Origin of the sequence: Streptomyces sp. NPDC050264 (assembly GCF_040655895.1) — a bacterium.
GTDB lineage: Bacteria > Actinomycetota > Actinomycetes > Streptomycetales > Streptomycetaceae > Streptomyces.
The window spans coordinates 140,325-160,901 of the sequence record NZ_JBFAKV010000005.1 but is presented as its reverse complement, the minus strand read 5'-3'; the positions used below and the strand labels follow the sequence as shown (position 1 = coordinate 160,901).

The window sequence follows — 20,577 nt, the reverse complement described above, 5'->3', positions numbered from 1 at the left end:
CCCCCCGTACAGCTAAGGCAGGCACGCGATGAGCAGCACGCACCGGCGCAGGGTCAGCGGCAGGAACAAGGCGATAGGCGGCATCGTCGCGGCGGCCGTCGTGGGCGGCGGCGGGTTCCTCTTCGCGTCCAGCGCGTCGGCGGCCTCGGTCGGCGCCGCGTACACCAAGACCAGCAGCTGGTCCGGCGGCTACACCGGCCAGTACGTCATCAAGAACGACACCGACAAGGCGCAGTCCGCCTGGACGCTGGAGTTCGACCTGCCGGCCGGTGCCAGGCTCAGCTCGCTGTGGAACGCCGACTCGAAGGTGAGCGGCTCGCACGTCACCGTGCAGCCCGCCTCCTGGGACAAGGAAGGCATCGCGGCCGGCAAGTCCGTGACCGTCGGCTTCGTCGTCTCCGGTGACGCCGACCCGACCGGCTGTCTCATCAACGACGCCAAGTGCTCCGTCGACGACGGCGCGACCCCGGAGCCGAGCGGCCGCCCGACGGACACGGCGACACCCGCCCCGACCGCGTCGGCCTCCGCCACGGCCTCTGCCTCCGCCACCGCCAAGCCCAGCGAGACGGCGACGGCGAGCCCGTCGCAGTCCTCCTCCGCCGGTACGGGCTCGGGCTCGGCGGCGACCGCGGGCTTCGCCCCGTACGTGGACACCTCGCTCTACCCGAAGTTCGACCTGGTCGCCTCCTCCAAGGCCACCGGCGTCAAGGAGTACAACCTCGCCTTCATCACCTCCGGCGGCGACTGCTCCCCGAAGTGGGGCGGTGTGAGCGACCTCGGCAGCGACGAAGTCGCCGCACAGATCGGCGACTTGAGGTCCGCGGGCGGCGACGTCCGCGTCTCCTTCGGCGGCGCCTCCGGCACCGAGCTGGCACAGGCGTGCTCCTCGGCGGGCGACCTGGCGGCGGCGTACCAGAAGGTCATCGACCAGTTCAAGCTCACCAAGGTCGACTTCGACATCGAGGGCGGCGCCCTGCCGGACACGGCCGCCAACACCAAGCGCGCCCAGGCCATCGCGACGCTCCAGAAGAACAACTCCGACCTGAACGTCTCCTTCACGCTCCCGGTCATGCCCGAGGGCCTCACCTCGGACGGCGTCAACTTCCTGAAGAACGCCAAGGAGAACGGGGTCTCGACCGACCTCGTCAACATCATGGCGATGGACTACGGCGCCTCGTACAGCGGCGACATGGGCACCTACGCCGAGCAGGCCGCGACCGCCACGCAGGCGCAGATCAAGAGCGCGCTCGGCCTCTCCGACGCGGCCGCCTGGAAGGCCGTGGCCCTCACCCCGATGATCGGCGTCAACGACGTCTCGTCCGAGGTCTTCAAGGTCGAGGACGCCACGCAGCTGGTCACCTTCGCCAAGGAGAAGGGCCTCGGCAGCCTCTCGATGTGGTCCGCGACCCGCGACAAGCAGTGCGAGGGCGGCGCCTCGAACTCCGCGCAGCCGACCTGCAGCTCGGTCGAGCAGTCGGCGAACGCGTTCCAGAAGGCGTTCGTGGCCTTCAAGTAGCCCTGCCGGTAAGCCATTTCGAACAACGGGGGTTGCGGCCCCGGCCGGTGCTCCGCGGAGTCCCCCCACCCGGCCGGGGCTGTGCCATGTCAGGCGTCGGGCGTCAGCCCTTCGAGGCCCGCCACTCCTCCGCGTAGTCGTTGAAGATCGCCCGCAGGTGGTGGCCGATCTTCAGGTAGTCCAGGTCGTCGAGGTTGGCGAGGGAGACGCGGACCGACCACTCCGGGCCCTCGAAACCGCCGCCGTTCAGCAGCACCACGCCGGTCTGCCGGGCGAGGCGGAACAGCGGGTCGACGGGCTCGTAGCTCTTCTCCAGGTACGCCGCGAACTCCTCGCCGTGCTCCAGCTGGGCCTGCGCCATCAGGTCCAGCTCGATGTAGTACCCGGCGCGGTGCGGATCCTCCGCGACCTTCATCTGGGCCCCCTCCAGGAGGAGTTCGAGGCGCTGCTGGACGATTCGGCGGATCCGCAGCTTGTACTCCTGGCCCTCGTCCAGCAGGTCGAAGAGTGAGAACAGGCTGAGCATGACCTGCTGGGGGAGCGAGAGGCCCGCCGTGTGATTGAGGGCCACCTGACGGGAGTCGGCGACAAGGCGGTCGATGAACCTGATCTTCTCGGGTTCCAGGGTGAGCGTCCCGTACCGCTTGTTCAGCCGGTCCTTGTCCGCCGCCGGGAGCTTGGCCAGCATCTCGTCGATCACGTTGTCGTCGTGCAGCCCGATGACCCCGAGCCGCCAGCCCGTGCAGCCGTAGTGCTTCGAGTACGAGTAGACGAGGAGGGTGTTGCGGGGGAGGTCCGCGGCGATCGAGCGGAAGCCCTCCACGAACGTCCCGTACACGTCGTCGGTGACGATGAGCAGGTTCGGGTTCTTCGTCGCGACGATGTCCTTGATCTGGTTCGCGACGCGCTGCGAAAGCGCCAGGGAGGGCGGGTTGGAGGGGTTGACCAGGCAGACCAGCTTGATCTCCGGGTCCTCCAGCTTGGCGACCTCCTCCTGCGGATAGCGCCACTCGCGCACGCCCGCCTCGGCGAACATGCTGGCCTGTACGTATGTGACGTCGAACTCGTACGTGTCCAGCTCGGGGATCTCGATGTACGGCGTGAAGACCGGCACCATCAGCGCGATCTTGTCGCCCTTGCGCAGGATCCCGTTCTTCATGAGCGAGTCGAAGATGTAGCACATGGCGGCCGTGCCGCCCTCGGTCGCGAAGTACGAGAAGTCCCCGGCCGGCGGCTTCTTGGCGAACATCTCGTCCGCGATGTAGCCACGCACGATCTCCTGCGTGTGGTGCAGGATCCGGTCCGGCACCGGGTAGTTGTCGCCGATCGAGCTGTCGGTCAGCTCGTGCACGAAGGCATCCTTGTCGAACCCGAAGCGCTGGATGCCGAGCTGGACGCACTGGGCGAGCAGCTCGATGCCGGGCAGGTCCGGGTGGCGGCGCACGAACGTGTCGAAGCGCTCGTAGGAACCCTGCTCCTCGGGCATCCCGCCGAGGTTGTCGGCCGTCCACACGCGCCGCGACTCGTCGAGCGCGAAATAGCCGAGCGCGTAGAACGCCTCGCGGGGTCCGGTGGCCGTCCAGTTCGGGTTGCCGCGGCCCGCGTTGAGCATCTGGACGCTCGACTTGCCCTTCTGCCCGGGCTGATCGGCCTGTGCCTCCTTGGCCAGGTCGATGAAGATGTTCTTCAGCTCGAAGGGGGAGAGCTGCGCGTACTGCTGGATCTGCTCGCGGGTCAGGCTCGTCTTGGGCATGAGGTCTCTGCTTCCTTACGGTGCTCAGTGGTGGAGGAGGACGATCACGGCGCCCCAGATGGTCAGCAGCACGTTTCCGACGGCGTAGGGGATCGTGTAGCCGAGGGTGGGGACCTGGGATCTGGACGACTCGTTGATCGCGCCGATCGCGGCCGTCGTCGTCTGGCCGCCCGCCAGGACGCCCATCAGGATCGGGAAGCGGATCTTCTGGATGTAGTGGCCGACCAGGAAGCCGACGATCAGCGGGATCACCGTGGCCACCGCACCGAAGATCAGCAGGCCCCAGCCGGCCGTCGACAGGCCGGAGGTGAAGCTGGGCCCCGCGTTGATGCCGACGACCGCGACGAACAGGCAGAGCCCGAGCGTGTCCATGAACCACTGGGCGCCGGGCGGCACATTGCCGAACGTCGGGTACTTGCCGCGGATCCAGCCGAAGACCAGGCCCATGATGAGCGCGCCGCCGGACGTGGAGAGCGAGATCGGCACACCGCCCGCGGTCAGCGCCGGGATGCCGATGCAGCCGCCGAGGAAGATGCCGAGGCCGACCCAGATCATGTCGGTCGCGAAGGACGTCGGGACGGGCTTGCCGAGAGCCTTGCCCGCCGGGTCCACCAGGCGCTTGGGCCCGGTCAGGATGAGGGTGTCGCCGCGTTCGATCCTGGTGGAGAGGCGGTACGGGAACTCGGCGCCGGAGCGGTAGATCTTGTCGATGTAGACGCCGACCATGAACGGCTCCTTGCGCAACTCGGCGACACTCTTGCCGAGTTGGGCCTTCTCGGAGGCCACCACGTGGAGTGACTCCGTCTGGTAGCCGAGCAGTTCGACGTCGTCCGTCTCCGCGCCGATGTGGGTGCGGGCGTCGTAGTTGACCAGCGAGCCGCGCAGCGCGCTCAGCGCGACGACGTCGCCCTCGCGCAGCACCGTCCGCTGGTCGTGGTCGAGGATCCGCCCGTCGCGGCGCACCCGCGTGAGATAGATGCGGTGGCCGAGCTGCTGTTGCTGCTGCTCGAAGTCGTCGATGGTGCGGCCGACGATGTCCGGGCGCTGGATGGTGTAGGCGCGCAGCACGACCTCGTAGTAGCCCTCGTGGAGGTCGGGGTCGTCCTCGGGAGCGTCCAACTCCTTGGCCAGCGCGGCCGATTCGGCGGCGAGGTCCTTGCGGTAGAGCTTCGGCAGGACGTTCGCCAGGAGCATCGCGCAGAGGATCGTGCCGAGGGGGTACGTCACCGCGTAGCCGATCGCGACGAGGTTCTCCTCGTTCTTGGCGGCTCCGGCGGTCAGGCCCGGCAGGTTGCCGATGGCGTCCTGCGCGACGCCGATCACGGCGGACTGGGTGAGCGCCCCGCCGAGCAGGCCGGCGGAGAGTCCGGGTCCGTAGCCGAGGATCGCGGCGAAGCCCCAGCAGACCAGCAGGCCGGTGACGCAGACGACGATCGCGTTGACGACCTGCGGCAGGCCGTCCTTCTTCAGGCCGCGGAAGAACTGCGGGCCGACCTTGTAGCCGAGGGCGAACAGGAACATCGTGAAGAACAGGTTCTTCACGGTCCCGTCGATCGTGACCTTGAACTGGGCGCCGAGCAGCAGCCCCGCGACCAGACAGCCGGTGACGGCGCCGAGCGCGATGGCCTTGTAGCGCAGCTTCCCGAAGAGGAATCCCAGGGCGACCGTGATGAAGACCAGCAGCTCGGGGTGGGGCTGGAAGATGTTCCGGTTGAGAAAGTCGATCATGTTCCGTCCGCCTCTCAGGAACCGAGGATGCCGACGAGCACGGGGCCCGTCAGCGGGAGCAGGAAGTTCGAAAGGGCGTAGGTGATCGTGTAGCCGAGCATCGGCACCGACGACTGCGCCACCTGGGTGACGGCGGTGATCGCCGGGGTCGAGCACTGCTGGCCCGCGATGGCGCCGATCAGCAGCGGCGGCTCGATCTTCAGCAGCTTGCGGCCGATGAGCAACGAGATCGTCGCGGGGATCAGCACCATCGCGATCCCGGCGAACGGCAGCAGTGCCCCGTACTGCTTGAGCAGCGGCCACGCCTGTGGCCCCGACACCAGGCCCGTACAGGCGATGAAGACCGCGAGGCCCATGTCCTTGATGGTCGATGCGGCCTGCGGCGGGAACGCGCCGAACGTCTGGCTGCGCGAGCGGAACCAGCCGAAGAGCAGCCCCGAGATCAGGCAGCCGCCGCCGGTGCCCAGCGACATCGGGACGCTGCCGAACCGCACCACGACCTGCCCGAGCAGCGAACCGGCGGCGATGCCGAGCCCCAGGTAGATGAAGTCGGTGGAGTCGTTCTTGACGACGGAGCCGAGCTTCGCGACCAGTTTGCCCAGGCCCGAGCGGGCGCCCACCAGGGTGAGGACGTCGCCGCGGTGCACGACGGTGTCGCCGGTGGCGGGGAGGTCCGTGTCGGCGCGCGTGACGTCGGTGACGTACACGCCGTCCTTGAGGAACTCGGGGTTCTCCCGCTGGATCTGGTCGATCGTCTTGCCGTCGTCGGCCTTGCGGGTGATCGACACCTGGTTGGTGGCGAGCGCCGAGTCCAGACCCGGCACGCCCGGCGTCTCGGGGCCGATGAGCCGTCCCGCCTCGATGGTCTGCGCCCGTCTGCCGACCACGAGCACCAGGTCGGAGAGGGTGAGGGCCAGGCCGGGGGCGGGGGTGAGGATCTTGCTGCCGCGTTTGACGGACTCGATGGTGACCCGCTCGTCGAGGCCGGACTCCAGGTCGCCGACGGTCCGCCCGTCGGCGGTCGTCACCAGGAAGGTGCGGCCCACCATGCCCGGCAGCGCGGGCTGCTCGTCCGACTCCAGGCTGCCGCTGCTGCGCGTGCGCTCCCACAGGTCGCGGGCGGCGTCCCGCAGGTTGATGCGCATGATCATCGGCATGATCTGGCTCGTGTAGAGCACGATCGTGATCAGGCCGAAGAGGTAGCAGACGGTGTACGCGGTGGCGACGTTGCCCTGGTACTCGGTGATCTGCTGCGTGGTCAGGCCCGACAGCTTGCCGATGGACTCGGTGGCCGTGCCGACGACCGCCGACTCGGTGGCCGCACCGGCCAGGATGCCGGAGGCCGTGCCGACGTCGAGGTCGAACCACTTGGCGAGGCCGAGGGCGATGCCGAGGACACAGACCAGCTCGATGCCGCACAGCACGAAGAAGCGCAGGCTCTTCTTGTTGAGGTTGCGGAAGAACTGCGGCCCGGCCATATAGCCGAGGGCGAAGATGAATAGCGCGAAGAACACCGTCTTCACGTCGTCGGAGACCTGGGCCTTGGTCCAGGCGCCCAGGAGCAGGGAGACGATCAGCGTCCCGCAGATACCGCCCAGCGTGAGCGGCCCCACGCGCAGCTTCCCGACGAGGTAGCCGAGCGCGAGGCTCACGAACAGGACGAGTTCCGGGTGGTCCTTGAGCACGCCCATGGCGGCTCAGCGAATCTCAATAGCGGAAATAAGGGGCATACGTGGAAAATAAGGGCCGGTACGTGGCCTCGCCACGCGACGTACCGGCCCTGAGCCCCTACTGGTCGGCGGGCAGCCCGCCGGACCGGGCGACCTGGGAGTACCAGGAGGCGCTCGACTTCGGGATGCGGGCCTGCGTCTCGTAGTCGACGTAGACGGCGCCGAACCGCTTGCCGTACCCGTACGCCCACTCGAAATTGTCCAGCAGCGACCACAGGAAGTAGCCGCGGACGTCGGCGCCCTTGGCGATCGCCTCGTGGATGGCGCCGAGGTGCGCGTGGAGGTAGCGGATGCGGTCGGGGTCGTGGACGCGGCCCTCTGCGTCGACCGAGTCCTCGTAGGCGGCGCCGTTCTCCGTCACGTAAAGCGGAACCCCGGGGGCCTGAGCGGTGTAATCAAGGAGAAGGTCCGTGAGACCGGTCGGATCCACCGGCCAGTTCATCGCGGTGACTTCACCGGGTGCGTGGTGGAAGACGACGTCGTCGGCGCCCGGCCAGGGGGAGTGGTCACTGGCGCCGTGACCGTCCAGCCTGGGGCCGTCCTGGTCGTCGCGGGGACCGGAGACGACAGCGGGCGTGTAGTAGTTCATGCCGAGGAAATCGAGGGGCTGGTGAATGGAGTCGGTGTCCCCGTCCCGCACGAAGGACCAGTCGGTCACGCGCGCGGTGTCGGCGATCAGGTCCTCGGGGTAGGCGCCCTTGAGCAGGGGGCCGGTGAAGACGCGGTTCGCGAGCGCGTCGATCCGGCGCTTGGCGTCCAGGTCGGCGGGCGCGTCGGTCAGGGCCCTGACCACGCTCGGGTTGAGGCTGATGCCGATGCCCGCGCGGGCCGGGAGCGTGGCGCGCAGCGCCGAAGTGGCGAGCCCATGGCCCAGGTTGAGGTGGTGCGCGGCGCGCAGCGCGGCGGCGGGATCGGTGCGGCCCGGGGCGTGCACCCCCGAGCCGTACCCCAGGAAGGCGCTGCACCAGGGCTCGTTGAGGGTCACCCAGCTCTCGACGCGGTCGCCGAGCGCCTCGCCGACGATCCCGGCGTACTCCGCGAACCGGTACGCGGTGTCGCGCTCGGGCCAGCCGCCGGCGCTCTCCAGCTCCTGGGGCAGGTCCCAGTGGTAGAGGGTCGCCATGGGCTTGATTCCGTGCGCGAGCAGCTCGTCGACCAGATTGCGGTAGAAGTCGAGCCCGCGCTGCACTGCGGGACCGCGCCCGGTGGGCTGCACGCGCGGCCACGCCACGGAGAAGCGGTACGAGGTCAGGCCCAGGTCCGCCATGAGGCGCACGTCGTCGCGCCACCGGTGGTAGTGGTCCACGGCGATGTCGCCGGTGTCCCCGTTCGCCACCTTCCCCGGGGTGTGGCTGAACGTGTCCCAGATCGAGGGCGTCCGCCCGTCCTCCCGCACAGCGCCCTCGATCTGGTACGCGGCGGTGGCCGACCCCCAGAGAAACCCTGCGGGGAATCGGGTGCGGGGCGGGGCCGCGGTGGTCGTGGGGGCGGTGGCGACGGTGGGGCCGGTGTTGTTCGTGGTGGTCATAGGAGCGCTCCCAAAAGGTGCGGAGGAAGGAGAGTTGACAGGCCGTCAGGGCGACGGCTTTCGGCGGGGCGGCCGAGGGGCCCCGCCTCCACCGCGGACGCCGCGTCGTTGCGCGCGTCCGCGCTGCGGAGGTGGAGGTGGAGGTGGGGGCCCGGCGCCGAGCGGGGCGGGACGGAGGCGCCGGGCCGACTCGGGGCTGGGGAGCACCGCTCACGGAAGCGGTTCAGCTCTTGACCGCGCCCGCCGTGATGCCGCCCACGATGTGCTTGCCGAGGAAGGCGAAGACGACCAGGAGCGGGACCGTGGAGATCAGCGCTCCGGTCAGCACGACCGCGGTGTCCACCGTGTGGTTTCCCGCGCCGAGGTTCGCCAGGGAGACCTGGAGCGTGGGGGTGCCGGTGTCGGTGAGGACGATGAAGGGCCAGAAGAAGTCGTTCCACGCCTGCACGAAGGTGAGCATCGCGAGCACGGCCATCGCCGGGCGGGCCACGGGGAAGACCACGTGCCAGATGACCCGCAGGCTGTTCGCGCCGTCCACCCGGGCCGCCTCGACGAGCTCGACCGGCAGCGCCTCGACGAGGTACTGCCGCATGAAGAACACGCCGAAGGCCGCGACCAGCGACGGCATGATCACCGCCTGCAGGGTGTCCGTCCACTGCAGGTCCGTGATGATCTGGTACAGCGGGATGACGGTCAGCTGCGGCGGCACCGTCATGGTGGCGACGACCAGGGCCAGCAGCATGTTGCGGCCCTTGAACTGCAGCTTGGAGAAGGCGAAGCCGGCCAGCGTCGCGAAGAGCACGGTGCTGGCGCTGATCACACTCGCCACGACGGTGGTGTTGACCAGGGCCACGCCCATGTGGACCTGGTTCCACGCGACATCCAGGTTGTCCAGCAGATGCGAGCCGGGCAGCAGCGGCGCCGGGGCCTGTTGCACCCGCTGGCTGTCGTGCGAGGCGGCCACCACGTTCCAGTACAGCGGGAACAGGGAGACGAGCGCGGCGACGATCAGCAGGACGTAGGCGAGCGGTCCGGCCTTGCGCTGGTCGCCCGCGCCGGGTGCGAAGCGGCTGCGGCGCGCCGCGGGGGGAGCCGGGAGTTGGACGGTCATGGGTCAGCCTCCCAGCTTCGTGCGGTTGCGGCGGGCCACGAGCGCCTGGATCGCGCCGACGAGCAACAGGATCAGCAGCATCACCCAGGCGATGGCGGAGGCGCGGCCCAGGGAGTTGTTGGTCCAGCCCGTCTGGTACATGAGCAGCGAGAGCGTCTGGTACTGACCGCCGCTGCCGCCGCCGATGCCGACGCTGCCGCCGTACAGCATCGGCTCACCGAACAGCTGGGTGGCGCCGATGGTCGACACGATGATGGTGAACAGGATCGTCGGCCGGATCGAGGGGATGGTCACGGAGACGAACTGCCGCCAGCGGGAGGCCCCGTCGAGGGCGGCCGCCTCGTAGAGGTCGTTCGGCACGGCCTGCATCGCGGCCAGGTAGATGAGCGCGTTGTAGCCGGTCCAGCGCCAGGTCACGATCGTCGAAATGGCGATCTGCGAGGGCCACTTGGACGACTCCCACTGGACCGGTCCGATCCCGAAGACGTCGAGAAACGAATTGATCATGCCGTAGTCGGTGTTGAACAGCTGGGCGAAGACCAGCGTGGCCGCGGCGATCGAGGTGGCGTACGGAGTGAGGACCGCTATGCGCAGGAAGGCGCGCCCGCGCATCTTGGAGTTGAGCAGGTGCGCGAGGCCCAGCGCCATGAGGAGCTGCGGGACCGTCGAGATCACACCGATGGTGAACGTGTTGGACAGCGCGCGCCAGAAGAACTCGCTGTCGAGGAGGCGGCTGTAGTTGTCGAAGCCGACCCAGGAGGCCTGGTCCTCGGCGCCGAGCTGGACGCTGTGCAGCGAGAGCCAGCCCGTGTAGATCAGCGGGAAGAGGCCGAAGGCCGCGAAGCAGAGGAAGAACGGAGCGATGAAGGCGTACGGGGAACCTTTGAGGTCCCAGCGGTAGATCCTGCTGCGCCAGTTCGAGGGAGCGGGCCGCTGGACCGGTGCGGCGGAGGGAGGGGCGGACGGCGGGCTGCCGCCGGCGTCCGCCTTGACGGAGGTGGCCACGCGGGCTTTCCTTCCGGTTCGGTGGTGGTGCATTGATCACTGAGGGGGGGGGAGGCGGGCCGTGGTGCGGTCCCGGCGCCCGCCCGAAGGGGGCGCCGGGACCGCGTCTACCGGCCGTCCGTCACTGCTCGATCTTGTCGTCGACCAGCTTCTTGACGTTGTCCCACGCCTTCTTGGGGTCCGTGCCCCGCTGCTCGACGTCGAGGATGCCGTTGTCGGTGAGGAAGGTCTTCACCTGGCCGTCGTTGGCGCCGATCGGCGCCGAGGTGATGCCTGCCGCGATCTTCGAGTAGATCTCGCCGACCGGGGTGTCACCGTAGAAGTCGACCTTCGCGCTCTTCACGGTGTCGGAGGCCAGGCCGTCCTTGGTGGACGGGATGTTGCCGAGCGCGGTGAAGACCTTCTCCTGCTGGGCCGCGCTCGTCAGCCACGCGGCCAGCTCGGTGGCTTCCTTGACGTGCTTGCCGGAGGCCGGGACGCCGAGGAAGGAGCCGCCCCAGTTGCCGTTCTGCGGGGGCAGGGCGACGTCCCACTTGCCCTTGTTCCCGTCGCCCGCCTGGCTCTTGATCTGGCCGAGCATCCAGCTCGGGCAGGCGACCGTCGCGAACTTGGAGTTCTTGAACCCGGCGGCCCAGGTGCCCTTCTCGTCGAACTGGCGCAGCTTGGCGGTGTAGCCGTCCTGCGCGGCCTTGACGGCCAGGTTCCAGGCGGTCTTCACGCCGGGGCTGCTGTCGTAGACCAGCTTGCCGCTGTCGTCGGAGTACTGCTGCGGCTGGCTGGAGAGGACCGCGTTGAACAGGCCGCTCGCGGAGTCGGTGAAGACGGTGCCGTTCGGCGCCTTCTTCTTGTAGTCGGCCGCGACGTCGAGGAACTTCGACCAGTCCCCCTGCCACAGCTTGGCGACCGCGTCCCGCTCGGTGGGCAGGCCGGCCTGCTTGAAGAGGTCCTTGTTGTAGCAGACGGCCATCGGGCCGATGTCGGTGCCGAAGCCGATCGTCTTGCCGTCGGACGTCGTGGCCTGCTTGGTCTTGAAGTCGAGGAAGTCCGAGACGTGGGCGCTGTCGGCCTTGCCCAGGTCCTCCCACTTGCTCGCCATGGTCGGGGCCGTGGCCTCGGCGATGTAGCCGACCTCGATGGCCTGGACGTCGGCGAGGCCGCTGTTGCGGGACATCCGCAGCTTGAGGGTGTCCCAGTACTTCTGACCGTCGGTGGTGTGATCCTCGACGATCTTGATGTTCGGGTGCAGCTTCTCGTACGCGGCGTAGAGCTTGGCGCTGCCCTTGCCGTTGTCGAAGCCGAACGTACCGAACGTGCCGACGTGCAGGGTGATCTTGCCGCCGTCCGAGCCTGAGCCCGAGTCGGTGTCTTCGCTGGCACTGCACCCCGTGGCCAGGAGCGCGGCAGCGGCGATGCCTGCGGCTGAGACCAGTGTGGTGCGGCGAGCTCGGCCGCGGGAGTTGCCCGAAGTGCGCATTGCGTCCCTCCAAAGTGCTTCGGTTGCTCTGACGTGCTGTCCCCCGGCCAACTGCCTGTGCTGGGCCCGTTGTTCGTGCTGCGGCTCGGGCGGGGAGTGTGCGAGGTATGTAAGAACCAAGTACGGTGGGAGCGCTCCCACTCGTGATGAGTTGAAGATTCGCCTCTCATGCGATGGGTGTCAAGACGTTCGGCGGCGACAACTTGCCGCGGTTATCGGGCTGTTAGATTCCGCGTGAGACTTGGGGAGGTATGAGTCATGGCGGCTCGCGGCACTCACGGCAGGCGTCCCACCCTCGAGGAGGTCGCGGCCCGGGCAGGCGTGGGCCGGGGCACGGTCTCCCGCGTGATCAACGGATCGCCGCGGGTCAGCGACCGTACCCGCGCCGCGGTCGAGGAGGCGGTCGCCGAGCTCGGTTACGTCCCGAACACAGCGGCCCGCGCCCTCGCGGCCAACCGCACGGACTCCATCGCCGTGGTCGTTCCGGAAGCCGAGTCCCGGTTCTTCTCGGAGCCGTACTTCTCCGGCATGGTCGGCGGCGTCGGTATCGCCCTCGCCGAGTCCAACCTCCAGCTCCTGCTGACCTTCGCCCGCGGCGAGCGCGAGCAGGACCGGCTGGCCGCGTACCTCGCCGCCCACCGCGTCGACGGCGTCCTGCTCGTCTCCGTGCACGCCGACGACCCCCTCGCGGACCGTCTGCTGCAGATGGACATCCCGACGGTGATCAGCGGCCCCCGCTCCGCCGACGAGCCGCTGCCCTCCGTCGACACCGACAACTACGCGGGCGCCCGCTCCGCCGTCGGACACCTGACCTCCCGCGGCCGCCGCTCCGTCGCCATCATCACGGGCCCCCTCGACGTGTACGGCGCCCAGCGCCGCCTCGTCGGGTACGAGGCCCAGCTGACCGCCGACGGCATCGCGTACGACGAGAAGCTGGTGGCCTACGGCGACTTCACCGAGGAGGGCGGGCGGCGCTGCATGGCCGAGCTCCTGGAGCGCAGCCCCGGCCTCGACGCGGTCTTCGCCTGCTCCGACCTGATGGCCTCCGGCGCCCGCCAGGTGCTGCGCGAGGCCGGCCGCCGCATCCCGGACGACGTCGCCCTGGTCGGCTTCGACGACTCGGTGATCGCCCGCCACATGGAGCCGGGCCTGACCAGCGTGCGCCAGCCCACCAGGGACATGGGCCGGGCGATGACGGAGCTGCTGCTCGACGAGATCGCGCTCGCCGCCGACGGCAAGCGCTCCTCGACGCGCCGCGGCGCCGAGCGTCATGTGGTGCTGCCGACCGAGCTGGTGGTGCGCGGGTCGTCCTGAGGCCTCGGGCGGGGCGGGAACGCCGAAGGCCCCGGTTCTTTCGAACCGGGGCCTTCGGTCATTCAGGGTGAGTGACGGGACTTGAACCTGTTTTGTTACCCACTTTTGACCTGCGGCGATGCCGAAAACCCGGACAAACAGGCGCAGTTCGATGTCGGCCGGTGTCTGCGGGTGTCACCGAAAGCGGCTCGGTGTTCCCGCGGGAACACCCCCGGGAACGGAGGGTGGGTACGCCTGGCGGGTGAGTGCAGAACCGCCCAACCGAGGCTGATCGCCGAACGGTTGACGACCGGCGCCCGCATCGCAACTGCAGCGAGAGATAACAGCGCCCCCCGGACGGGTGTCGGGGGGCGCTGCCGGCCGCCCTCACGCCTGGGGAGCAATGAGGGGCGGCCAGTCTTAGATAGATGGCAGGCTCATCCTTTTAAGCGAGCATGCCGCTGGCAAGCGCAGGGCGCCGGGTTTCACTCGAACGTGTGTGTTATTCGCACGCTGTGTTCACAAGCCGATGCGTGATCGAGAACGCAGCCGCCGACCAAGGCCGCTCGGCTCGGATACTGAGCGGCCTCTCTCCCCGGTGCCGGGGGGCCGTTGGAGTACCGGCGGCGGTGGTCAGTGGCGCTTGCGCTTGCTGACGGGCGCCGTCTGCGACGGAGGTGGAGAGCTCGGACACGACTCGTGTTGCTCGACCGTGATGCCAGCGCCCGACCCTGCGTGCATGGCGTTCCGCTTGACCGCCTCCCCAACCTTGATCGACTTCTGGCAGTGCCAGCAGATGCGGCCCCCTGCAGTCACAGTTGACGTCCTTCCTTGAGTGCCCGCCGCAGGTCTGCGGTCTCGGGACAGAGGGCCTTTGTGTCCTTGCATCGTGCGCACTGAGTCGCGTGGTCCAGCACCTGGATATAGACCTCGATGGTGGTGCAGGTCGGGCAGCCCCGGGGGAACACCCGTCGGCCGCCCAGCTCACGCTCGCCGAGATCGACGCTGCGGCCGACGGCGAGAGTGACCGCGCACCAGGCGCAGCAGCAGCCGCGGAGCTGCAGTTCCGAGAGCGCGCCGAGAGGCGGTACGGCTACAGGCAAGAGGTCGACAACCTTTGTCCTGGCTGCGCTTTCGGCAGCGTCTTGGGGGGTCGTCACGACGACACCGGGAGGTGTCGGCAGCCGGCGCACAGGGCGGTGGTCCAGATGTGTCCGGAGGTGGCCTCGCGAATTCGTCGGCTCGGCGCGAGCTCGCCGGACACCGCGCCGCATGTCCAGCACGCCAGCCCATGGAGGCGGGCGATGCTTACTTCGTCCACGGAGACGACGGGCGTCTCCTCGATCGTGTCGCTCATCTCTCGGCCTCTGCTCTGTGATGTCGATGCACAGAGAATGGGCGTTAGAGGAGGCGGTAAGTGCTACAAGCTGTAGCACCGCAGTTCGCTGAATCGGGTGGCGTCAGACAGCGCCGAGCCATCCGGCGAAGTGGTGCAGCGACTCCTCGTCGGCGCGCTTCACACGGAGCAGAGTCTCCGCGATCTCGCGCGCCCAGGGGTGTTCGCGGGTGTGTTGCGGGGCGATCCCTCGAGCTACCTTCAGCGACTCGAATGCGTCCTCCATGCGGCCGCCCCACATCTGCGCTCGGGCCAGCTCGATCCAGAACCCGCTGCGTCGCTCAGCCGGAATGTCCTTGGAGGGCGCCCACTTCCGGGCCACCTTGAACGCTTTGCCTACGCCGTTCGGTCCCAGGCTGACGGCGACAGACAATTCGTGGATCCGCACGGACTCTGGCCCGAACGCCGTGCCCTGATAGGTGCCCTCCTCGGTGCGCTCGCTGAGGCGGTGCGCAGCCTCGATGTGTGTCTGGGCCTGCTCGGCGTTGCCGTCGCGGCCAGCGATGACGGCGGCCCGCATGTGCAGGGTGCCGAGCGCTGCTTGAGAGTCCTGGTCAGTTGGCGGAGGGGCGGCGTCGGCTGCGACCTCGAGGGCGAGCGCCCCGGCGCGGTGGGCGCGGGCGGTGAAGAACGTTTCGGTACGGACGTATGCGACGGACGTGTCGACTAACGGGTCCTCGGCGTGCTGGGCAGCCCAGCGCATGAGGTCGATCAGTCGTGCGCTCAGATCGCGGGCCCCGTACTTGTAAGCGACTGCGTCCACTGACCGTGCCGCGGACACGAGCAGGCGCGCGGCTGCGCGCTGGTCCGTGGATGTGTGGAACGAGGCGAGCGTGTCGTCCAGGAGGGCAGGCGCGTGTCGTGCGATCTGCCCGTACTGTGCGCCGAGTCGCCAGTTCACGGCTTCGTCAACGGCAGCGTGTAGCTCGTCGAGGCCACGGCGCGGCGGGTCGAGTGGCACGTCATACGTGGCCAAGGCTGCGGAGATCTGCGGGAGGGCGGCGTGCACGCGAGTTTCGGTGCCGGTGAAATTCGACAGTAGCCGCGTTGGGTCGACCCCCAGGGCGGCGGCGATTGCTTCGAGCGCGGTATCGCTTGGGTTCCGTGCTCCCCGTTCGATGCTGCGAATCATGGCGATCGAGAGGTACGACGTGCGAGCGAGGTCCACCTGCCGCATCCGTTTGGCTTTGCGTGTGGTGGCGATGCGCTTGCCCAGCGCAACAGCGTCAAGTGTCGGCATACTGGCTCCAGTTCGAGGCATCCACTTCGAACCGTACCCAGACGATCATGTTCGGGTGCGTAAACGGCCCCACCTGTAATCCTCAGGTGGGGCCGTGGTGTTGGTAGTTCAGTCTCCGATGATGGTCACGAGGTCCATGAGCGAGTCGATCCGATAATCGGCCGCCGCGGTCACGCTCGGATCCTCCGCCCACAGGTAGCCCCACGGACCTCGCCGCAGATGCGCCGTGCGCAGGCCTGCCGCACGTGCAGGGATCGTGTCGTTCTGCGGGTGGTCCCCCACGTAAAGGATGTCCTCGGCAGAGCCGCCGGCCTCGGCAATAAGTCGCTCGAAGAACGCCGTCGTCGGTTTTGCAACGCCCCACTCTCCAGACGTTGCGATCATGTCAGCGGGCAGATCGAGGGCACGCAACAACTCGCCTACCTTGGCCGTCTGATTGCCAGCGATGATGACGCGGGTTCCGGCCTCGCGGAGAGCGGCGAGCGCCGGGCGCACGTCCTCGTACACATCGGTCTCGTCAAGGTGTTCACCACGGCCAGCCTCCTCACGGCTGCGGTACGCGGCCGCTACGTCGATGCCTGGTTGGATCAGACGCAGAGCGTCAGCGTTGTCCTGCCCGCGGGCGACGACAGCACCCACGAGGGCTGACACCGTGTGGCGCGGTACGTGTAGCCAGTCGGCCCACGCCGCCCAGTAGCGGTCATCCTTAACGAGGGTTTCGCCTACGTCGAATGCGATGGTGCGGATCATCTCGCCGAGCCTAGACGGAGCAGGTAAACCCACTCGATCTTGTGCGGGCATGACGGAAGGGCCCCGCCTCCCGAAGGAGGCGGGGCCCTTCCGTCATGAGTACTGGCGGCGCAGTGGGTCCAAGCCAGCGGCCTGCGGTGTGGGTTGGTCGTCGCCGCTGTCTGCGGGGGCAGGGTCGACGATGCGGCACTGGTAGCGGGGCGCGGCGGGGTCGAAACTGTCGGCAGGCGTGCACTCGTACTTGGTGCCGGCCTGGTCGGTGTACGTCCAGCTGGAGGGCGGTTGCCCGTCGCGTCCATCCGTTCCGTTCTTGCCGTCTGTGCCGTCTCTCCCCGGGGCACCGGTCGCATTCTGGCCGGGGGCGCCCGAGGGGCCCGGGACCGTGGAGGCCGGGCCGGGGACCGACGAGTCTGCCCCCGGCTTACCTGATGCGCCCGGCGACGGGGTGATGGTGGGCGCGGCCTTCCCAGGGTCTCCCTTCGCGCCCCGAGGTCCAGGCACCGACTTGCCAGGCTCGCCACGGCTCCCGGGCGGGCCTGCGACAGGTTTCCCGCCGAGGTGCTCGACCTGGCGGGCGAGAGCGTCCCGCGCCGCGTACTGCGTCTGCAGGTCAGCCCGCAGATTCTGCAGGGTGAGGACAACCCACAGTGCCGCGGCGAGGAACGCGGCCAGGCCGAGGCCGAACGCGAGGTCGTGGCGCCGGCGCTCCCTTCGCGTCACGTCTTCACCCCCTGTGATGCCAGGTAGACGGTCAATAGCAGCATCAACACCGGGGCGATCAGGGCGCTGAAGATGAGGCGTCTGTCTGCGGCCCGCCTGTCCTCCCCCTTCTCCTGGTCGTCTTTGATCTCTTGGATGTCACGCTGCAGCGAGTCCATAGCCCGGTCGCGGGCACTCTCCCGAGCGTCGTAGACATCCCTGCGCACGAGTTGGTCAAGGCGCAGGGACAGGTCTGCGCGCACGTCGGTGATGAGCCGCCACAGCTCGCCATTCGACGGCTCATCAGCCACCGGGCCCCCTCGTTCTAGTGGGTGGTCAGCCGCGGTCGTCCGTTGTGGCCTGCTTGTTCGGCACGGCCCACGTCAGGCCGAGCGCGGCGAGCACGGCGGCCAGAGCGGTCACGCCCTCCTGCGCGGTGATGGTGCCATCCTCGAGCGCAGTGCCGATCGCGGCGGCGCCGGCCGCGATCGCGGCGGCGATGGCCTTCAAATACTTCTGCATGGCGTCCTCAGTTCTGTGGGTCGGCGTCCAGGCGGACGGTCACGGACTCGATGGCGTCAGTGATGCGCTGCACGAGCGCGTCGACATCGACGGCGCTGTCCTGCTTGGCGAGGGCCTCGACGAGCGTCTTGATCGTGGCGGCCTGTGCGGTCACCGCGGTCTCGGTCGCGCGGACCCGGTTCACGATGTCGGCGAGGACGCTGACGGGCGCCCACGTGGGGTTCGTCTTGATCGTGGTCGATGTCGTCGGCGCGGGGACGGCGTCCGTCTTCCACACCGCGTCGTAGATGTCCTGCGCGGTCATGCCTGCCATGGGGTCTTCCTCAGGATCGGTGCCAGCTGCCCATGCGCGGAGCTCCGCAGCAGACAGGTAGGCGATGGAACGGTCAATGGGCTGACTGGTGAACTGCCAGATGAGCGGCGTCCGCCCGGATGCCTTCGGCTGCGTGGCAGCCTCGGCCTTGCTGTACGCGGCCGCGCCCCACGGGTAAGCGGGGTACCAGAGCGGCAACCCCGCGGGCACACGGCCGGCCGCGACGTCATCGCCGCTCGTGTAGATCCCGACGCGCTGCCCCGGGAAGGCCTCCTGAACGAGGGCGACCCAGCGGGTAACCCACGCCTTGATCTGCGAAGCGCTGCGGCCCGCGTAGTTCCGGCCGTCGCCGTAGCGCTCCAGGTCGAGCCAGTGGCAGAAGCCCTTGCCCGCATACGGAGTGACGGCCGAGATGTAGTTCGAGGCCTCGCGCGCGGCGTCCTGGTTCGGCCATGCGAAGTGGTAGGCGCCGGGCACGAGTCCGGCCGCCTTGATGCCCTTGATGTGAGTGGCGAATCGGGCATCGTGCGTCTGCTGGCCCTCGGATGCTTTGGCGAACGCGAAAGCGACGCCGTCCTTCTTGTGGCTGGCCCAGTTCTGTGTGCCCTGGTACGCGGATACGTCGATGCCGCGGCAGGTGGCCATTCGGTCTCCAGACATGAGAAAGGCCCCGGCCGGGCGGCGCGGGGCGTGGCGGACGAGTAGAGGGTCAGGCGGGTTCGATCAGCAGGTAGACCAGGGGCGACGTGTCGGCGGTGCTGCTCGAGGTGATGGTGAATCCGGTGCCCGGATTCTTGGTGACGGACAGGTGGCCGAGCGTGCCGCCTGCCGCCTGCCGGAACGGCAGCACGCGGGTGTTCGCCGTGACGGACGTGTTGGCTACGGTGACCGTGCCGCCGACCAGAGTGGCGACGTTCATGCGGGCGTTGGCGCCCTCGGCGATGGCGATGCCGCCGCCGAGGGCGCCGAGGTTCAGGGCCTTGGCCTGGCCCGCCCAGATGTTCCACTGGCCGTCAGATTGGCCGGACGCAGCGGCCAAGTACCCGCCGACGTTGAGGTTTCCGGCGACGTCGCTCGGCGGCGCGAACACGTCCACCGGCGCACTGGTAGTGCCGGTGCGTTCGGCGATGTTCAGGCCGCGGCGCAGTACCTCGTTCCCGCCGCCGTCCGACCATCCCGCCTCATCGGCGTGGAGGAACCCAGCAGCGACGGACACGTACGCGCAGTCGGAGAAGCGGGCGCCGAACTGCGGCGAGTTCTCCTGTGTGCCGTTGTCGTCGGTGCCCGGGTAGCAGGTGAGAACACCGACGATGACAGGGACCTCGGCGCCGGCGGCTGCAAATCCTGCGTAGTTGCCGCCGCCGGCACCGCCGTTGCGGCCGTCGCGGCGGGTGAGCATGTTCTCGAACTGCAGCGGCGCGTTGCCGGTGGCGTCGACCAGGACCCCGCTGAACCCGTTGCGGTCCGTTGAGCAGCCGCTGAACAGCATGCCACCGCTGCCGGTGCCGGTCGCCCAGTCGCCGGTCAGGTGGTAGCCGTTGTTCCCGTTCCACTCGGCGCGGCAGCCGAGCGCCTGCGAGTTGGCGGCGTTGACGATGTTGAACCCGTTGGCGAAGTTGCCGATCGCCTGCACGTCGATCATCGTCAGGTCCGTCATGACCTGCACCGCCAGTCCATGGCCGTGGTTGTTGTCGAGCATGACCCGGTGCAGCCGCCAGCTGTAGGGGTTGATGCCCTCGTTTTCGCCGCAGTAGATGCCGTTGCCGGTGCACTGCCGCACGGTGAAGTCGCGCAGCCCGACGTTCTGAATGTTGCCCTTCGCAGCGAGCCCATCGACGGCCGACCCCTGGGGTAGGTCCTGCCCGTCGATCATCACGTTCAAGACCCGGTGTTCGGCGCTGATCGTCGAGTATCCGCCGGTCGCGGCGTCGAGCAGTTCGATTACCGCGTCGCCCTCGAAGGTGGGCAGGGGCCGGATGTAGCACGGGGGGTCGGTCAGGTTGGGCACGGTCATGAGGTTCGTGTGCGTGCTCATGAGCGTGACCGCGGGCGGTACCGTCAGCGGCCGGCTCGTGCGGAACGGTTGACCGGGCAGGTAGACGACTCCGCCCATCGGACATGCGGCGATCGCGGCCTGGATCGCCGCGGTGTCATCGGCGGAGTTGTCGCCCTTGGCGCCGAAGTCGAGGACGTTGAGCCAGTCCCGTACGGCTCCGGCGTGGCTGTCGCCGCTGGTGACGTTGTGCGCCTCGACCCACACGCGGCCGGCCGGGCCGCTCGAGTCGGCCCACATCCCGGTGATTCCGTCCGGGCCGAAGAACCGCGGGATGCCGCCGTACTCGGTCGCGGTGACCTGAGTGATGGGTGCGCCGCCCACGTCGAGCAGGTCGGCGTACTGGGTGCCGTCCGTGGCCGCGTTCCAGAACGTCACCGTTGCGCCGGCCCCGACGCCCCACAGTCCATCGCTCGGCCGCACGATGAAGTCGGATACGCCGAGCCCGAATTCGAGCCGTGCCATG

Annotated in this window: 17 protein-coding genes; 2 read left to right on the top strand and 15 right to left on the bottom strand. The window is 68.7% G+C overall.

The window, feature by feature from the left end:
- Positions 1 to 28 precede the first annotated feature (28 nt).
- On the top strand, positions 29 to 1,516 hold the full coding sequence (locus AB0J02_RS10455; RefSeq protein ID WP_363193195.1) for a cellulose binding domain-containing protein: 1,488 nt from the start codon (positions 29 to 31) through the stop codon (positions 1,514 to 1,516).
- Positions 1,517 to 1,619: 103 nt separating this feature from the next.
- Here the strand turns inward: AB0J02_RS10455 and AB0J02_RS10450 are convergent, their stop codons facing one another.
- The 7 genes from AB0J02_RS10450 to AB0J02_RS10420 form a co-directional block, all read right to left on the bottom strand.
- On the bottom strand, positions 1,620 to 3,269 hold the full coding sequence (locus tag AB0J02_RS10450; protein ID WP_363193194.1) for a bifunctional aspartate transaminase/aspartate 4-decarboxylase: 1,650 nt from the start codon (positions 3,267 to 3,269) through the stop codon (positions 1,620 to 1,622).
- 24 nt (positions 3,270 to 3,293) lie between these two features.
- Positions 3,294 to 4,997 carry an aspartate-alanine antiporter gene (aspT, locus tag AB0J02_RS10445; RefSeq protein ID WP_363193193.1) on the bottom strand — a complete coding sequence of 568 codons (1,704 nt, stop codon included), beginning with the start codon at positions 4,995 to 4,997 and terminating at the stop codon, positions 3,294 to 3,296.
- 14 nt (positions 4,998 to 5,011) lie between these two features.
- Complete coding sequence (gene aspT / locus AB0J02_RS10440) at positions 5,012 to 6,688, bottom strand: aspartate-alanine antiporter (RefSeq protein ID WP_363193192.1); 1,677 nt, start codon at positions 6,686 to 6,688, stop codon at positions 5,012 to 5,014.
- A 97-nt stretch (positions 6,689 to 6,785) separates the two neighbouring features.
- Positions 6,786 to 8,255 (bottom strand): GH1 family beta-glucosidase, encoded by a 1,470-nt coding sequence (locus tag AB0J02_RS10435; protein ID WP_363193191.1) that lies wholly within the window; start codon positions 8,253 to 8,255, stop codon positions 6,786 to 6,788.
- Between the two features lie 223 nt (positions 8,256 to 8,478).
- Positions 8,479 to 9,366: a carbohydrate ABC transporter permease gene (locus AB0J02_RS10430; protein WP_363193190.1), complete on the bottom strand. Its 888-nt coding sequence runs from the start codon at positions 9,364 to 9,366 to the stop codon at positions 8,479 to 8,481.
- Positions 9,367 to 9,369: 3 nt separating this feature from the next.
- Positions 9,370 to 10,371, bottom strand: coding sequence for a sugar ABC transporter permease (locus AB0J02_RS10425; protein ID WP_363193189.1), 1,002 nt, complete (start codon positions 10,369 to 10,371; stop codon positions 9,370 to 9,372).
- Between the two features lie 121 nt (positions 10,372 to 10,492).
- The gene (locus tag AB0J02_RS10420) at positions 10,493 to 11,845 is read right to left on the bottom strand and encodes an extracellular solute-binding protein (RefSeq protein ID WP_363193188.1); all 1,353 of its coding nucleotides are present in this window, start codon (positions 11,843 to 11,845) and stop codon (positions 10,493 to 10,495) included.
- Between the two features lie 258 nt (positions 11,846 to 12,103).
- On the opposite strand from AB0J02_RS10420, the gene AB0J02_RS10415 reads away from it, so the two are divergent.
- A complete protein-coding gene (locus AB0J02_RS10415) occupies positions 12,104 to 13,159 on the top strand; it encodes a LacI family DNA-binding transcriptional regulator (protein WP_363193187.1) in 1,056 nt (351 codons plus the stop codon).
- A gap of 791 nt (positions 13,160 to 13,950) precedes the next feature.
- On the opposite strand, the gene AB0J02_RS10410 is transcribed toward AB0J02_RS10415, so the two are convergent.
- From AB0J02_RS10410 to AB0J02_RS10375, 8 genes are all read right to left on the bottom strand, one after another.
- Positions 13,951 to 14,241 (bottom strand): hypothetical protein, encoded by a 291-nt coding sequence (locus AB0J02_RS10410; protein WP_363193186.1) that lies wholly within the window; start codon positions 14,239 to 14,241, stop codon positions 13,951 to 13,953.
- Positions 14,242 to 14,294: 53 nt separating this feature from the next.
- Positions 14,295 to 14,495, bottom strand: coding sequence for a hypothetical protein (locus tag AB0J02_RS10405; protein WP_363193185.1), 201 nt, complete (start codon positions 14,493 to 14,495; stop codon positions 14,295 to 14,297).
- A gap of 103 nt (positions 14,496 to 14,598) precedes the next feature.
- Positions 14,599 to 15,774, bottom strand: a complete 1,176-nt coding sequence (locus AB0J02_RS10400; protein WP_363193184.1) for a helix-turn-helix transcriptional regulator — start codon at positions 15,772 to 15,774, stop codon at positions 14,599 to 14,601.
- Between the two features lie 108 nt (positions 15,775 to 15,882).
- Complete coding sequence (locus tag AB0J02_RS10395; protein WP_363193183.1) at positions 15,883 to 16,524, bottom strand: HAD family hydrolase; 642 nt, start codon at positions 16,522 to 16,524, stop codon at positions 15,883 to 15,885.
- A gap of 716 nt (positions 16,525 to 17,240) precedes the next feature.
- Complete coding sequence (locus tag AB0J02_RS10390) at positions 17,241 to 17,534, bottom strand: hypothetical protein (RefSeq protein WP_363193182.1); 294 nt, start codon at positions 17,532 to 17,534, stop codon at positions 17,241 to 17,243.
- Positions 17,535 to 17,559: 25 nt separating this feature from the next.
- Positions 17,560 to 17,745 carry a hypothetical protein gene (locus AB0J02_RS10385; RefSeq protein ID WP_363193181.1) on the bottom strand — a complete coding sequence of 62 codons (186 nt, stop codon included), beginning with the start codon at positions 17,743 to 17,745 and terminating at the stop codon, positions 17,560 to 17,562.
- A 7-nt stretch (positions 17,746 to 17,752) separates the two neighbouring features.
- On the bottom strand, positions 17,753 to 18,703 hold the full coding sequence (locus tag AB0J02_RS10380; protein ID WP_363193180.1) for a glycoside hydrolase family 25 protein: 951 nt from the start codon (positions 18,701 to 18,703) through the stop codon (positions 17,753 to 17,755).
- A gap of 64 nt (positions 18,704 to 18,767) precedes the next feature.
- A complete protein-coding gene (locus AB0J02_RS10375; RefSeq protein ID WP_363193179.1) occupies positions 18,768 to 20,576 on the bottom strand; it encodes a glycosyl hydrolase family 28-related protein in 1,809 nt (602 codons plus the stop codon).
- Between the last annotated feature and the right edge of the window lies 1 nt (position 20,577).